This is a genomic window from Loktanella agnita (genome assembly GCF_046640325.1).
Taxonomy (GTDB): Bacteria; Pseudomonadota; Alphaproteobacteria; order Rhodobacterales; family Rhodobacteraceae; genus Yoonia; species Yoonia agnita.
The window spans coordinates 51,094-63,969 of sequence record NZ_JBJMBF010000008.1 but is presented as its reverse complement, the minus strand read 5'-3'; the positions used below and the strand labels follow the sequence as shown (position 1 = coordinate 63,969).

Below are 12,876 nucleotides of genomic sequence, written 5' to 3'. Positions count from 1 at the left end.
TTTTCACTCCCTCAGAATGCGATAGTGATACTGTCCCACAAGTGTCATGCCGAGGGAAGTGTAGAGCGGGTTTGCCGCCCCATTTGACTGCGTTGTCACCAGCGTCAGATAGTCCGCCCCTTGCGCCTGCGCCCAGAACGCTGCCGCAACGCTCATGTGTCGCGCCAAACCTTGCCGACGGTGCGCCACCGCGATCTCCAGTGCATGAATCATCGCGCAATCCCCGGCGATGCCAACGAAAAGCGTCCCAGCTGGTTGATCGTTCAGCCGCCCTAGAATTGTGGTCTTGGGTTGCCGCGCCCGATCCATGATCGCAATACGACCGGGCCCGACCCCGCCATCTTGCCAGATTTCGCGCTGCACGGCCAACGGCGGCCAGACCTCGAATGTGGTCACGGGCGGCGGACGCTCCTGCGTCAGTGCAGCTACCGGCACCGCATAAAGATTGACCGGGTCCTTGATGACGTAACCGCGCGCGGCCAGCATCGCATCCAGATCAGCCTCGCCCGCGCGGATCATAAAGAGCGGGGCCTGCCCGCCATCGCGCATGGCCTCTTCTGCGATGGGCAGATCGTCTTCGGTCACCGGTGCCTCTGCCGTCGCGGCCCCCACCCGGCTGCTGCCGCTGTCGTCCAGACGGATGCTCCACGGTCCCAGCGCCTGCTTGACGGCAGCAGGCCAAGTCCCTTCGATCACGGCGTAAAGCTTATGCACATTCGGTAACGTCACGCGGTCAGAATAGCCGAGAGTTTTGCCATTGCAGAGTCCAATTCTGCCGCATCCGTGCCACGCAACACTACATTTGACCCGTGCAGCCCGTCTTTGATAAACGGATACGACCCGACGGATAGCCCGCTGTGATCGGCCGCGAACTGGCCAAGTGGACCGGCAATATCGCCCTCACCGCGGGTAACGCGCAGGGTGCGGGACAAAAGCGGTGCACCACCGGTCAGATTTGGCAGAATGCTGGCCACCATCGCCTGAAAGATCGACGGCACCCCCGCCATCACATGCACGTTGCGCAGGGTGAAACCGGGGGCGGTGCTGACGGGATTATCGATCAAGGTGGCACCCTCCGGAATGCGCGCCATGCGCAGCCGCGCCGCGTTCAGTTCCTGCCCGGACCGGTCATAATGCGCCTGCAACAGCGCGCGTGCGTCGTCGCGGACGTCAATCGGGGTATCAAAGGCAGCGGCGATGCATTCTGCCGTGATATCATCATGGGTCGGCCCGATCCCACCGCTGGTAAAGACATGGGTATAAGCCCCGGACAGCGCCTGCACTGCGGCAATGATCGCAGCGCGGTCATCGCTGATCACCCGTACCTCTTTCAGATCAATCGCCGCCTCTGTCAGCTGTCCTGCCAGATAATGCATATTCGCATCCCGCGTCCGGCCGGACAGGATTTCATCACCAATCACAAGCATGGCGGCGGTGGGGTTTGGCATGGGCGGTTCTCCTGTCTTACCTGACAGGTTATAGGTTGCGCCATGAAGTTTGCCACACCCCTTGTCCCCGCCCGCCTGATCCGCCGCTATAAACGCTTTTTGGCGGATGTCAGATTGGACGATGGGCGCGAGGTCACCGCCCATTGCGCCAACCCCGGATCAATGATGGGACTGGCCGAACCCGGCATGAAAATCTGGCTGGAGCCGAATGACGATCCCAAGAAAAAGCTGAACTATGGCTGGCGGTTGGTCGATCACGAAAACGGGCATTTCACCGGCGTGGATACAAGCGTGCCGAACAAAGCACTGAAAGCCGCCTTGATGGCGCATGAGGTTCCCGGTCTGCCAGATTACACATTGGTCCGGCCCGAGGTGAAATACGGCCAAAACAGCCGGATTGATTTTTTACTAAGCGGTGACGGGCCGGACACCTATGTTGAGGTCAAAAGCGTCACCCTGTCCCGGCGAAAAGGGCTGGCCGAATTCCCCGACAGCGTCACAGCCCGCGGGGCCAAACATCTTGCAGAGCTGTCTGACATGGTTGCACAAGGGCACCGCGCGGTGATGTTCTATCTGGTGCAACGCACCGATTGCACCGCAGTGACGCTGGCTGATGACATTGATCCGACCTATGCGCAGGCGTTCATGTCAGCGCGCAGCGCCGGGGTCACCGTCTTGGCGCAAAGCTGTTTGATTACGCCGGAGCACATCAATTTAGGCGCGCTGATGCCGTTTGAATTGCATTAAGGCAGACCGCATTCCATGTCGCCGCTGATGGTGCGGCAGCTTAGGAATTGCGCCCGATCTGCGGCCACTGGCCGCCCCTCCCACGTGATATTGCAGGTCGCTTCACCCTGCCCTGTTGTGAAATCGCAATGCTTGACCCAACCGATGGCATAGGTTTCAATATGGTAGGCGGCGCTGCTGCAAACCGCATCAAGCGTGGTGATATCGCAGACATCCTTGTAGCAAATCTCGACCACAGGGGCAGCGACTGACCCGCCTTCGGTATAGTCATAGCACCCCGCCACTGCCGCCTGACTGACAAGGCAAAACGAAGCGGCGATCAGCCAAGGTTTAAACTGCATCTACTCATCCTTTGAGGCGCGACATCACCACGCTACCCTGCGGCAAAACGGCTGTGCAATGGCTGGTTCTGTCAACGACACAAATCATGCACGCTCTCCCCGCGCCACATGATCATTTCACTTTTGTGAACTTGCCCGGCCAACAACGGCGGCGCAGGTCTGGAACTTTGACCGAAAATCCCATATGTCCGCCTTAGCGCTATGAAGGATATGACTGTTGAAAACCAACAAGGGCCGCGTGACCAAAGACGGCATTCGCATCTACGAAGCTGTCGATTTTGACGGTATGAAAACGGCTGGCGCTTTGGCCGCCCGTATCCTGGATGATATTGCGGCACATGTTGTCCCCGGCCAATCCACGGCAGAGCTTGACCGGCTGATCACACAAATGGTTGATGACGCTGGCGCGACCTCGGCCACGATCGGCTACAAGGGCTATCAGCATGCCAGCTGCATTTCGGTCAATCACGTAGTTTGCCACGGCATTCCCGGCGATAAAAAGCTGAAAGATGGCGATATTTTGAATATCGACGTGACGGTCATTGTCGAAGGCTGGTTTGGCGACACCAGCCGGATGTATGTGGCTGGCAACCTGTCGCGCAAGGCGGAACGGCTGATCCAGGTCACCCATGATTCCCTGATGAAAGGGATCGAGGCCGCGAAACCCGGTAACACCTTTGGCGATATTGGTCATGCAATCCAGCTTTATGCGGAAAGCAACCGAATGTCGGTGGTCCGCGATTTCTGTGGCCACGGTCTGGGCCGGGTTTTTCACGCCCCGCCCAATGTGTTGCATTACGGTCGGCCCGGCACCGGATCCGTGCTGGAAGAAGGCATGTTCTTTACCATCGAACCGATGATCAATCTGGGCCGCCCGGAAACCAAGGTGCTGGCCGATGACTGGACCGCCGTCACGCGGGACAAATCCCTATCGGCCCAGTTCGAACATTCCATCGGGATCACCGCAGACGGGTGCGAGATTTTCACCCTGTCACCGGGCAATCTCTATCATCCCACTTGGGCCGCAAGCTGACCCCGATATTCAGCGGCAAAGCGGCACGACGGGGAAATGTTGCAATAAATTCCCCTGCAGAGTTTGCCTTGCAGCATCTGGCAGAAAACCTTATCTCACTCCCGTCGCTAGCGGTGACACCCCCCTGCAATCACAGATGAAAGGATGCATAACATGCGTCTGAAGCATTTTGCGGCAGCGGCCGCTTTCACCCTCACCGCGACTTCTGCCTTCGCACAGGAGGTGACCCTGCGCTTTCAGCATTTCGTGTCACCCGCCAGCGCCAACCCCACCTATTTCATGCAGCCTTGGGCCGAAGCGATTGAAGAACAATCGAACGGGCGGATCAAGGTCGAGATCTACCCCTTCATGCAGCTCGGCGGTGCGGCCCCCAGCCAGTATGACCTGATCCGAGATGGCGCAATTGACGGCGGCTGGGTTATTCCCGGTTATCAGCCCAACCGCTTCCCCGAGGCCGAAGCGCTGGAGCTGCCATTCATGACGACCAAATCAGCGGAGGAGGCATCCGCCGCTGCATGGGACTATACCCAGCGTTATCTGATGGATGATTTCGCCGATGTGCACGTCATCGCCGCGCATATGCATGGGCGCGGGGTCGTACATAAAATCGGCGCGCCGGTCGCAACGCTTGACGATTTTTCAGGGCTGAAATTGCGCGGTCCGTCCCGCACCACAACAATGCTGCTGGAACGGCTTGGCGCGACCCCCATCGGGATGCCCGTCCCGCAATTCCCCGAAGCCCTTTCCAAAGGCGTGGTTGACGGCGGCGTCATCCCTTGGGAAATCGCCCCATCGCTGAAACTGGGCGAGCTGACCGATAGCCACACGGACGTCGCGGGGGATTATTCGCTGTATAATCTCTATTTTATCTGGGCGATGAACAAGAATGTCTATGAAGGCCTGCCAGATGATCTGCGCGCCGTGATTGATGCCAATTCAGGCCTGATGGCCAGCATGTGGGCCGGGCGTGGCCATGACACAGGCGATATCGTTGGCCGCGATATGATCGCCGCAGAAGGGAACCTGATCACGCAATTCTCCGAGGCTGAAACCGACCGAATCCGGGCGCTGGGTGAAGAGGTCAGGCAGGATTGGATCGCTGAGATGGACGCAAAAGGCTATGATGGCGCTGCCTTGGTCGCGGCTGCGCAGGATGCGGTTGCCGCAAATACCGGCGTGGCTGACTAAGACCTACCATCTTGGAAAGAATAGCTCGGCCGACAGGCCGAGCTTGTTCACCGGAAAAGCGTTTTACGCTTTTTCAAAGTCAAGCCTGCCCGAAGCTATGTGATCCGCGCGACGACATAATCCGCCAGATCGGTCAGCATGGTTTTCAGAGGGTGATCCGGGATTGCGGACAATGACGCCTTGGCTTTCTCCGCCCAGGCAATCGCGTCGTCACGGGTCTGCTCCATCGCGCTATGCTTGGCCAGCAGGCCGATGGCATGGGCAAGGTCGCCCTCTTCCTGACGACCTTTCTGGATCGTGCGCACCCAGAATTCCCGTTCCTCGGCATCCGCCGCAGCGACCGCCCGGATCACTGGCAGCGTCAGCTTGCGTTCGCGGAAATCGTCACCGGTGTTCTTGCCGATGGCATCGGTGCCGCCGTAATCCAGCAAGTCGTCAACGATCTGGAATGCGATGCCCAGCGCATCACCATAATCGAACAATGCTTGCACTGTCGCATCATCTTGCCCCGCGATCACGCCGCCGACTTTCATCGCTGCAGAAAACAGCGCCGCCGTTTTGCCGCGCACGACTTTGAGGTAGATCTCTTCTGTCGTGGCTAAATCGGCGGCGGCGGTCAGTTGCAGCACCTCGCCTTCGGCGATGGTGGCCGATGCATTGGCAAGGATATCCAGCACCCGCATGGACCCGGTTTCGACCATCAGTTGGAACGACCGGGCAAAGAGGTAATCACCGACCAGCACGCTGGATGTATTGTCCCACAGCAGGTTGGCTGTGGGCCGCCCCCGGCGCTGGCTGCTTTCATCGACCACATCGTCATGCAACAGGGTGGCGGTGTGAATAAACTCGACCGTCGATGCCAAATGGATGTGGTAGGGGCCATCGTAGCCACACATCCGCGCCGCAGCGAGGGTCAACATCGGACGCAAGCGCTTGCCGCCTGCTTCGACCAGATGCGCCGTCACTTCGGGGATGCGCGGCGCGTGCTCTGAGGCCATGCGCGCGCGGATCATCGCGTTCACCGCCTCTAGATCGCCGGACAATGCCTCGGCCAGTTGTTCGTGGGGTTTTGTGGCAGCGATATCGAGGCTCATCAGCGGTTCCGTCAACTGAATGGACAAAGACGAAGGGCCGTCTTACGTCTGAATTATGAAAGAGCTTTTGCGCACCAACGACCCGACTGTCATCGCCTTTGCAACCGCCCTATTGGACGCCGAGGGTATAGACTGGTTCACCTTCGACGTAAATATGAGTGTCCTCGAAGGCAGCATAGGCATAATGCCGCGCCGTCTTATGGTGTTGGACCGGGATTTGTTCATGGCAGAGGCCGTTATGCGCGACGGTGAGATTGACCTTGGCAGATATTGAACCACTCACCCAAGACGAATTTTTGGGCGGGCGTCTGCGCGTCTGGCAACCAAGGCGCGGGTATCGGGCCGGGGTCGATCCGGTACTACTGGCTGCATCGGTAACAGCCAGCGCAGGCCAATCGGTACTGGAGCTGGGCTGCGGGGTCGGCGTGGCGTCACTTTGTCTTGCAGCGCGGGTGCCGGGGCTGACCCTGACGGGCGTCGAGATGCAGGCCGACTATGCTGAACTGGCCCGGCGCAATGCGCTGGAAAATGACCTGCCGCTGACCGTAGTCGCATCCGATTTGCGCCAGCTGCCGCATGATTTGCGACAAAAGCGTTTCAGTCATGTGATGATGAATCCGCCCTATTTCAACCGGCAAGCCGGAACAGCATCCGAAGATATAGGGCGCGATACGGCGCTGGGGGGTGACACCCCGCTTGCTGATTGGGTCGATACCGGTGCGCGCCGACTTGCGCCCAAAGGATATATCTGGGTGATCCAGCGTATGGAACGGTTGCCGGAAACCCTTGCGCTGCTCGACGGGCGACTTGGGTCGGTGGTTGTGCGCCCGATTGCCGGGCGTGACGGGCGCAGCCCCGAGCGATTCTTGCTATGCGCACGGCAAGAGGGCCGCGCGGCGTTCCAAATAGCCCCGACGCTGATCATGCACGAAGGCCCTTCGCATCAAGGTGACACGGAAAGCTACACCGCAGACATGCGTAAAGTTTTGCGGAATGGCGCATCTCTCCCCATCAGACCTTAATTTTTTGGCAAGTTTTCTCGGACAACTTCTTTGTGATCGGCTTTGCTGCCTTGCGGCGTGACAGGCTGATCCAGATGTGTTGCAATACTTTTACAAAACGCACTCAAGGAGGACGACCATGAGCCTGACTTCGCACTTGCATGAACTGAAGAAGAAGCACCAAAATATATCGAACCATGTGGAAGCACTTCAACGCAGTCCGGCGACGGATGACCTCGAAATTGCGAAGTTAAAAAAGCAAAAGCTGATGCTCAAGGAAGAAATCAACCGCCTTACCGCGCATTAATTCCCATCAGGGCGGGGCACGCCAGCGCATATAATGTTTGCCCCGCACGACAGGTTCCGCATTGATCAGCCTGTGATCTGCGCATGACCGCTGAACGAAAAAGGGCCACGTTGCAGCAACGTGGCCCTTTTTTATTGCGATGCGTCTCATTCAGGACATGTATTGTCCGCCATTGGCCGAAAGTGTCGAACCGGTTACAAAGCCACCATCGTCAGACGCAAGGAAAACAACCGCACGCGCGATTTCTGAAGGTTCACCCAAGCGGCCCACGGGGATCGCAGGCAGGATGACCTCGTTCATGACCTTTTCGGGGATCGTGCTCATCATTTCGGTGTTGATATAACCCGGCGCAACGATGTTCAAGGTGATCCCTGCGCGCGCGCCCTCTTGTGCCAGCGCTTTGGTAAAGCCAATGTCGCCAGCCTTTGTCGCAGCATAATTGGCCTGCGCGAACTGACCCTTTTGCCCGTTGATCGAGCTGATCGTCACGATCCGGCCAAACTTGCGTTCACGCATCCCGCCCCAGACATTATGGGTCATGTTGAACACGCCGTTCAGATTTGTGTCGATGCATTCATGCCATTGCTGCGGTGTCATCTTGTGAAACGGTGCATCGCGGGTGATGCCCGCGTTGTTGACCAGCACCTCGACCGGGCCGAGCTCTTCTGTGATTTGCTTGATCCCTGCGGCGCAGGCGTCGTAATCCGCGACGTTCCATTTATAGGTCTTGATGCCGGTTTCCGACGTGAAGGCGGCGGCCTTTTCGTCATTGCCTGCATAGGTCGCGGCCACGGTATAGCCTGCGTCCTTCAATGCCGTTGAAATAGCTGCGCCAATCCCGCGTGAACCGCCGGTGACAAGTGCGACACGTCCCATAATCTTCTCCTCCTCCGTTTATAAACTTTGACCGGCGGTGCCGCGTGGCACCGCCTTTTTGGTCTAAATCAAGGACGCTCGACACACATGGCGACGCCCATACCACCACCAATACACAGCGTGGCGAGACCTTTTTTCGCGCCGCGGCGCTTCATTTCAAATAGCAGCGTGTTCAAAACGCGCGCACCGGAGGCCCCAATCGGGTGCCCGATGGCGATTGCACCGCCATTCACGTTGACGATAGAAGGGTCCCAGCCCATGTCCTTGTTCACCGCACAGGCCTGGGCGGCGAAGGCTTCATTCGCTTCGACCAGATCCAGATCTTCGACAGACCAGCCTGCCTTTTCCAATGCTTTGCGCGAGGCCATGACCGGGCCGACACCCATGATCGACGGGTCCAAACCAGCTGTCGCGTAGGATGCGATACGGGCGAGCGGTTCGATCCCACGTTTTTCGGCGTTCTCTGCTGTCATCAGCAGGGTGCCCGCCGCGCCATCATTCAGGCCCGAAGCGTTGGCCGCTGTGACCGATCCGTCCTTGGCAAAGGCCGGGCGCAGTTTTTGCATCGCGTCCAGCGTAGCGCCGTGGCGCACATATTCATCACTGTCGATGATGATGTCACCCTTGCGGGTTTTCACGGTGAAGGCCGCGATTTCATCCCCGAATTTCCCGGCCTTTTGCGCGGCTTCGGCCTTGTTCTGGCTGGCCACGGCAAATTCATCCTGCATGTCGCGGGTGATCTGCCACTGTTCAGCGACGTTTTCAGCGGTTTGGCCCATGTGGTAATTGTTGAACGCATCCCACAGACCGTCGCGGATCATCGTGTCGATGAATTTCATGTCGCCCATTTTCTGGCCTGCACGCAGCACCTGCGCATGGGGAGAAAGCGTCATGTTTTCCTGACCACCAGCGGCCACAATATCCGCATCGCCCAGCTGGATATGCTGCGCACCCAGCGCCACGGCCCGCAGGCCGGAACCGCAAACCTGATTGATCCCCCACGCGGCAGATTCGATCGGCAGCCCTGCGTTGATATGCGCCTGACGTGCGGGGTTTTGCCCCTGTGCTGTGGTCAGGACCTGACCCAGAATGGTTTCGCTGACTTCGGATTTGTCGATCCCGGCGCGGGCCACGACCTCTTCCAAGACATGGGCACCAAGATCATGGGCGGGGGTGTTTGAAAAAGCCCCCATGAAGCTGCCGACAGCGGTACGTGCGGCAGAGGCGATAACAACATTGGTCATGGATTGGTCCCTCCAGGTTTTTTTCCCGTGGCAGGGCGAGGCCGGATAGACCCGTCGGGTCAGAGCAGCCCCCCTACCGCTCAACCACTTGTCTATTGTGTTGGTTAACGCAGGGCAATCTGATTCCCCGGCACATGCAACATCAGGTTGTTATAAATCGAACCGCGGCACGCCGTAATGGTAGCCCTGCAGACAATCCACGCCGAGCTTTCTGAGAAAATCAGCCTCTGCCTCTGTTTCGACCCCATCGGCGACGGCGAACATTTCGAACTGATGGGCAACGGTGATCAGCGCCTCTGCCAAAACTTGATTGTCCGGGTCGCTTTCAATATTTTTGATGAAACTTTTGTCGATTTTCACAAAGTCGAACAAAAAATCCTTGAGATAGCGAAAGGCGGTCATCCCTGCCCCAAAGCCATCCAGCGCAAAGGCAACGCCTTTGGGTTGCATTTCCGCCATGAACCGAATCACATTTTCATGCAGCAGCATGGCTGAGTTTTCGCTGATTTCGAAAATCAGCCGCTCACCCGGATCGGACCGGGCCAGCAACCCGTGATCAAGGGTTCGCCGCCATGCCCCATCCCCAATGGAACGGGCCGACAGGTTGACCGAGAGCCGCAATTGCGGGTTCTGCCGCAATGTTTCCAGCGCAAGTTCCAGCGTAATACAGTCAATTTCGCGCCCTATGCCCGTTTCTTCGACCGTAGGCATGAAATGGGATGCGGGGATGATGCGCCCGGTGTCATCCATCAGGCGCACGAGCCCTTCGTAAAAGGCGACCCGCTGGCTGGCATCTGCGGTGACAATCGGGTGAAACGCCAGCTGTGCCCGGCCTGCCGCGATCGCGGCACGCACCAAAGACTTTACATCGGCGTCCTGACTGGCCATCGCGTAGTGCAAAGGATCTGTCAGCGACTGTTCTTCGATTTCCGCTTGGGTAAATGTGGTTTTCTGCATGATCGGATCCCATACTGCCCTGCAACCATGCCGCATCCGCTGCTAACAACTGATTAAAGTGTACCTATGACGACGCGCTGTAGCTGGGCCGGGCCCGAACAGATTTACATCGACTATCACGACACCGAATGGGGCGTGCCTGAATATGACAGCCGGGCGCTTTGGGAAAAGCTGATACTGGACGGATTTCAGGCCGGCTTGTCTTGGATCACTATCCTGAAAAAGCGTGAAAACTTTCGCAAGGCGTTTGCCGGGTTTGATCCGCATGCCATTGCCCAGTGGAGTGAAGATGACGTCGTCCGCCTGCTGGCTGACCCCGGCATCATCCGCCATCGCGGCAAAATAGAAGCCACAATCAGCAATGCTCGTGCATGGCAAAAGATTGAGACACAAGGCGGGTTTGACCAATTTCTGTGGCGTTATGTTGATGGCGTCCCGCTACAGACAGCCGCTGCAGACCGCAGTGCGATACCCACCCAATCCCCGTTGAGCGACCAAATCTCAAAGGACCTCAAAAAAGAGGGGTTCAAGTTTTGCGGGCCAACAATTGTCTATGCCTTCATGGAGGCAACCGGATTGTTCAACAATCACATCACCGGCTGTTTTCGGCATAGCGAATGTGCGGCGCTTGCCCGGTCACCAACGCTTTAACGCGTCTTCATCCGCGTCTTTCGCGGCGACCCAGTCAGCGCCCTGATCGGTGAGTTCTTTTTTCCAGAACGGCGCGCGGGATTTCAGGTAGTCCATCAGGAAATCTGCCGCTTCAAACGCGGCGGCCCGATGCGCTGCCGCTGTGGCCACCATCATGATCGGCGCGCCGGGTGCCAGCGAGCCATAGCGGTGGATCACCAGCACGTCCGCCAATGACCAGCGGTCCATCGCTTCACGGGCGATCCCGCTGATCGCTTTTTCAGTCATGCCCGGATAATGTTCGATCTGCATCGCCTGCAGGCTGCCGTCCGTATCACGCACCACGCCGGTAAAGCTGACCACCGCGCCGATATCAGTGCGGGCGCTGGCAAAACCGTTCAGCTCTGCCCCAGCATCGAAAGCGTCCTGCTGGACACGGACCTGCATTCAGCCCCCTGTCATCGGCGGAAAAAATGCCACCTCGCGCACACCGGCAAGCGGCGCGTCGAACTCTGACAGTTCCTGATCCAGCGCCACGCGCAGGGCGGACGTATCGGCAAAGGCGGCGGCATAGCGTTCTTCGCGCGCCGTCAGCTCGGCCACAAGATCGTTGACGGTTGCGGCCTGTGATGTGATTTCTTCCTGCGGGATGCCGATCCGTTCACGGACCCATGCAAAATACATCACATTCATTGATTGACGTCCTTCAGATAGGGTTTCGCCTTATTGAAATAATCCCATCCGGTCAGCAGCGTCAGGGCACCTGCCAGCCAGAGCACGATAATCCCGCTCCGCCAGCTGACAGTCATACCTTGATGTTTCCACCACAGTCCCAGTTCGTCCGACAACTGCCCGTCCAGCACGTCACTGACCATCTGCGCGTCCATTCCTTGTGACTGCATCACAAGATAATGCTCAAACGCGCCCGCGGCGAAAAGCAACGCAATCGCGATCATCTGCGCGGTGGTCTTCCATTTGGCTAGGTTAGTGACCTTGAGCGTGCCCGCCGTATCGCCCAGAAATTCCCGCAGGCCAGAGACAAAGACTTCGCGGAACATGATCAGCGTGGCGGGAAGCAGGATCCACGGGTTCATCCCCGAAAATCCGGTAATCACCAAAAGCGCGATCACCACCATCGCCTTATCCGCAATCGGGTCCAGCATCGCGCCCAGCTTGCTTTCTTGTTTCCACGCGCGGGCCAGATAGCCGTCGAGGAAATCCGTCACCGCAGCGACCACAAAAAGCACAAGGGCAAACCAATCCGCCCATGGGCGATTGAAATAAAGAAACATGATCACCACACCGGGCGCCGCCAACAGGCGCAAGATGGTGAGGGTATTGGGAAGGTTCATCGTCATGGCTTTAATAACTACCCCGCTTCGCAGCGACTGACCATATCCCGCCGCCTTGCCACAGGATCACAAACTGATCGGCAAACTGCAAGGCGGGGCCGCAACTCTTGGGTGGTGCTGCCGCTCATGAGATGCGTCGCACGGCACCGATCAGCATCGGATCAATCTGGGGCCCGTGCAGCACCGACACGTCGCCGGTGGTTTCCAGCACAACCGCCCGCACCTCTGACAGGTTCAGCGCGTTGGCTTCGCGCAGCTTGGCGACCAGATCGTCCTTTGTCACACGCGTTGCGCGCATGGCCTCATATAGCATCTTGCCGTCTTCCATCAGCAGAACCGGTGTGTTCTGCAAAGCGGTCTGCACAGTGTCAGAGCGTTGGCGGATCAGAGACACCCCGTATTGCACCGCAAAAAGACAGGCCATCGCGGTCAAGGTTTGCAGCAGGTCGGGCCATTTTCCGGTCTGCGATGCGCCCGCCAAAAGCGAGCCCATAGCAACCGTCATAACAAAATCAAAATTTGTCATCTTGGAAAAGGACCGCAACCCGACGACGCGCACCAGCAGGATGATCCAGAACAGCCCCACCGCGCTGAGCACGGCCCCGCGTGTGATCGCGTCAAGAATAACGTGGTCGAAAAACATGGCTTTTCCCTTCAA

General features: G+C 58.1%; 18 protein-coding genes. 7 read left to right on the top strand and 11 right to left on the bottom strand.

Annotated features, from left to right (window positions below):
- Positions 1 to 3: 3 nt before the first annotated feature.
- Positions 4 to 729, bottom strand: coding sequence for a GNAT family N-acetyltransferase (locus ACJ5NV_RS10710; RefSeq protein ID WP_411643675.1), 726 nt, complete (start codon positions 727 to 729; stop codon positions 4 to 6).
- On the bottom strand, positions 726 to 1,448 hold the full coding sequence (locus ACJ5NV_RS10705) for a competence/damage-inducible protein A (protein WP_411643674.1): 723 nt from the start codon (positions 1,446 to 1,448) through the stop codon (positions 726 to 728). Before ACJ5NV_RS10705 ends, ACJ5NV_RS10710 begins: the two co-directional genes overlap by 4 nt.
- Before the next feature lie 42 nt (positions 1,449 to 1,490).
- Between ACJ5NV_RS10705 and sfsA the strand changes: the two genes are divergently transcribed.
- The gene (gene sfsA / locus ACJ5NV_RS10700; RefSeq protein ID WP_411643673.1) at positions 1,491 to 2,195 is read left to right on the top strand and encodes a DNA/RNA nuclease SfsA; all 705 of its coding nucleotides are present in this window, start codon (positions 1,491 to 1,493) and stop codon (positions 2,193 to 2,195) included.
- Here the strand turns inward: sfsA and ACJ5NV_RS10695 are convergent.
- Positions 2,192 to 2,536, bottom strand: coding sequence for a hypothetical protein (locus ACJ5NV_RS10695; RefSeq protein WP_411643672.1), 345 nt, complete (start codon positions 2,534 to 2,536; stop codon positions 2,192 to 2,194). The two genes, sfsA and ACJ5NV_RS10695, sit on opposite strands and share 4 nt — an antisense overlap.
- Positions 2,537 to 2,753: 217 nt before the next feature.
- On the opposite strand from ACJ5NV_RS10695, the gene map reads away from it, so the two are divergent.
- Together map and ACJ5NV_RS10685 are read left to right on the top strand one after the other, a co-directional pair.
- Positions 2,754 to 3,569, top strand: coding sequence for a type I methionyl aminopeptidase (gene map, locus ACJ5NV_RS10690; RefSeq protein ID WP_411643671.1), 816 nt, complete (start codon positions 2,754 to 2,756; stop codon positions 3,567 to 3,569).
- 153 nt (positions 3,570 to 3,722) lie between these two features.
- Positions 3,723 to 4,757 (top strand): TRAP transporter substrate-binding protein, encoded by a 1,035-nt coding sequence (locus tag ACJ5NV_RS10685; RefSeq protein ID WP_411643670.1) that lies wholly within the window; start codon positions 3,723 to 3,725, stop codon positions 4,755 to 4,757.
- Between the two features lie 95 nt (positions 4,758 to 4,852).
- Here the strand turns inward: ACJ5NV_RS10685 and ACJ5NV_RS10680 are convergent, their stop codons facing one another.
- Positions 4,853 to 5,851 (bottom strand): polyprenyl synthetase family protein, encoded by a 999-nt coding sequence (locus ACJ5NV_RS10680; protein WP_411643669.1) that lies wholly within the window; start codon positions 5,849 to 5,851, stop codon positions 4,853 to 4,855.
- Between the two features lie 55 nt (positions 5,852 to 5,906).
- Here ACJ5NV_RS10680 and ACJ5NV_RS10675 point away from each other — a divergent pair, with 55 nt between their 5' ends.
- The 3 genes from ACJ5NV_RS10675 (at position 5,907) to ACJ5NV_RS10665 (ending at position 7,159) form a co-directional block, all read left to right on the top strand.
- Positions 5,907 to 6,125 (top strand): putative signal transducing protein, encoded by a 219-nt coding sequence (locus ACJ5NV_RS10675; RefSeq protein ID WP_411643668.1) that lies wholly within the window; start codon positions 5,907 to 5,909, stop codon positions 6,123 to 6,125.
- Positions 6,106 to 6,873, top strand: coding sequence for a tRNA1(Val) (adenine(37)-N6)-methyltransferase (locus ACJ5NV_RS10670; protein WP_411643842.1), 768 nt, complete (start codon positions 6,106 to 6,108; stop codon positions 6,871 to 6,873). Before ACJ5NV_RS10675 ends, ACJ5NV_RS10670 begins: the two co-directional genes overlap by 20 nt.
- A gap of 118 nt (positions 6,874 to 6,991) precedes the next feature.
- Positions 6,992 to 7,159 (top strand): YdcH family protein, encoded by a 168-nt coding sequence (locus ACJ5NV_RS10665; protein WP_411643667.1) that lies wholly within the window; start codon positions 6,992 to 6,994, stop codon positions 7,157 to 7,159.
- Positions 7,160 to 7,309: 150 nt separating this feature from the next.
- Here ACJ5NV_RS10665 and phbB read toward each other — a convergent pair whose 3' ends face one another.
- The 3 genes from phbB to ACJ5NV_RS10650 all read right to left on the bottom strand — a co-directional run bounded on the left by phbB (position 7,310) and on the right by ACJ5NV_RS10650 (position 10,236).
- On the bottom strand, positions 7,310 to 8,035 hold the full coding sequence (phbB, locus tag ACJ5NV_RS10660; protein ID WP_411643666.1) for an acetoacetyl-CoA reductase: 726 nt from the start codon (positions 8,033 to 8,035) through the stop codon (positions 7,310 to 7,312).
- A 68-nt stretch (positions 8,036 to 8,103) separates the two neighbouring features.
- Positions 8,104 to 9,279: an acetyl-CoA C-acetyltransferase gene (locus tag ACJ5NV_RS10655; protein WP_411643665.1), complete on the bottom strand. Its 1,176-nt coding sequence runs from the start codon at positions 9,277 to 9,279 to the stop codon at positions 8,104 to 8,106.
- A gap of 150 nt (positions 9,280 to 9,429) precedes the next feature.
- On the bottom strand, positions 9,430 to 10,236 hold the full coding sequence (locus tag ACJ5NV_RS10650) for an EAL domain-containing protein (RefSeq protein WP_411643664.1): 807 nt from the start codon (positions 10,234 to 10,236) through the stop codon (positions 9,430 to 9,432).
- Between the two features lie 66 nt (positions 10,237 to 10,302).
- Here ACJ5NV_RS10650 and ACJ5NV_RS10645 point away from each other — a divergent pair, with 66 nt between their 5' ends.
- Entirely contained in the window at positions 10,303 to 10,887 is a 585-nt protein-coding gene (locus ACJ5NV_RS10645; protein WP_411643663.1) for a DNA-3-methyladenine glycosylase I, read from the top strand.
- Here the strand turns inward: ACJ5NV_RS10645 and ACJ5NV_RS10640 are convergent.
- The 4 genes from ACJ5NV_RS10640 to ACJ5NV_RS10625 all read right to left on the bottom strand — a co-directional run bounded on the left by ACJ5NV_RS10640 (position 10,873) and on the right by ACJ5NV_RS10625 (position 12,861).
- Positions 10,873 to 11,313, bottom strand: a complete 441-nt coding sequence (locus ACJ5NV_RS10640) for a molybdenum cofactor biosynthesis protein MoaE (RefSeq protein ID WP_411643662.1) — start codon at positions 11,311 to 11,313, stop codon at positions 10,873 to 10,875. The two genes, ACJ5NV_RS10645 and ACJ5NV_RS10640, sit on opposite strands and share 15 nt — an antisense overlap.
- Positions 11,314 to 11,559 (bottom strand): molybdopterin converting factor subunit 1, encoded by a 246-nt coding sequence (gene moaD, locus ACJ5NV_RS10635; protein ID WP_411643661.1) that lies wholly within the window; start codon positions 11,557 to 11,559, stop codon positions 11,314 to 11,316.
- Complete coding sequence (gene pgsA, locus ACJ5NV_RS10630) at positions 11,556 to 12,224, bottom strand: CDP-diacylglycerol--glycerol-3-phosphate 3-phosphatidyltransferase (RefSeq protein WP_411643660.1); 669 nt, start codon at positions 12,222 to 12,224, stop codon at positions 11,556 to 11,558. Before pgsA ends, moaD begins: the two co-directional genes overlap by 4 nt.
- Positions 12,225 to 12,342: 118 nt before the next feature.
- Positions 12,343 to 12,861: a DUF421 domain-containing protein gene (locus ACJ5NV_RS10625; protein WP_411643659.1), complete on the bottom strand. Its 519-nt coding sequence runs from the start codon at positions 12,859 to 12,861 to the stop codon at positions 12,343 to 12,345.
- Positions 12,862 to 12,876 lie beyond the last annotated feature (15 nt).

Bases quoted from the DNA above. Each gene is read 5' to 3' on its own strand.
- ACJ5NV_RS10695 (WP_411643672.1), bottom strand. From the start codon at position 2,536: ATGCAGTTTAAACCTTGGCTGATCGCCGCTTCGTTTTGCCTTGTCAGT.
- sfsA (WP_411643673.1), top strand. From the start codon at position 1,491: ATGAAGTTTGCCACACCCCTTGTCCCCGCCCGCCTGATCCGCCGCTAT.
- ACJ5NV_RS10640 (WP_411643662.1), bottom strand. From the start codon at position 11,313: ATGCAGGTCCGTGTCCAGCAGGACGCTTTCGATGCTGGGGCAGAGCTG.
- ACJ5NV_RS10645 (WP_411643663.1), top strand. From the start codon at position 10,303: ATGACGACGCGCTGTAGCTGGGCCGGGCCCGAACAGATTTACATCGAC.
- ACJ5NV_RS10665 (WP_411643667.1), top strand. From the start codon at position 6,992: ATGAGCCTGACTTCGCACTTGCATGAACTGAAGAAGAAGCACCAAAAT.
- ACJ5NV_RS10655 (WP_411643665.1), bottom strand. From the start codon at position 9,279: ATGACCAATGTTGTTATCGCCTCTGCCGCACGTACCGCTGTCGGCAGC.
- ACJ5NV_RS10680 (WP_411643669.1), bottom strand. From the start codon at position 5,851: ATGAGCCTCGATATCGCTGCCACAAAACCCCACGAACAACTGGCCGAG.
- ACJ5NV_RS10685 (WP_411643670.1), top strand. From the start codon at position 3,723: ATGCGTCTGAAGCATTTTGCGGCAGCGGCCGCTTTCACCCTCACCGCG.
- ACJ5NV_RS10625 (WP_411643659.1), bottom strand. From the start codon at position 12,861: ATGTTTTTCGACCACGTTATTCTTGACGCGATCACACGCGGGGCCGTG.
- ACJ5NV_RS10675 (WP_411643668.1), top strand. From the start codon at position 5,907: ATGAAAGAGCTTTTGCGCACCAACGACCCGACTGTCATCGCCTTTGCA.
- moaD (WP_411643661.1), bottom strand. From the start codon at position 11,559: ATGAATGTGATGTATTTTGCATGGGTCCGTGAACGGATCGGCATCCCG.
- phbB (WP_411643666.1), bottom strand. From the start codon at position 8,035: ATGGGACGTGTCGCACTTGTCACCGGCGGTTCACGCGGGATTGGCGCA.
- pgsA (WP_411643660.1), bottom strand. From the start codon at position 12,224: ATGACGATGAACCTTCCCAATACCCTCACCATCTTGCGCCTGTTGGCG.
- ACJ5NV_RS10650 (WP_411643664.1), bottom strand. From the start codon at position 10,236: ATGCAGAAAACCACATTTACCCAAGCGGAAATCGAAGAACAGTCGCTG.
- ACJ5NV_RS10705 (WP_411643674.1), bottom strand. From the start codon at position 1,448: ATGCCAAACCCCACCGCCGCCATGCTTGTGATTGGTGATGAAATCCTG.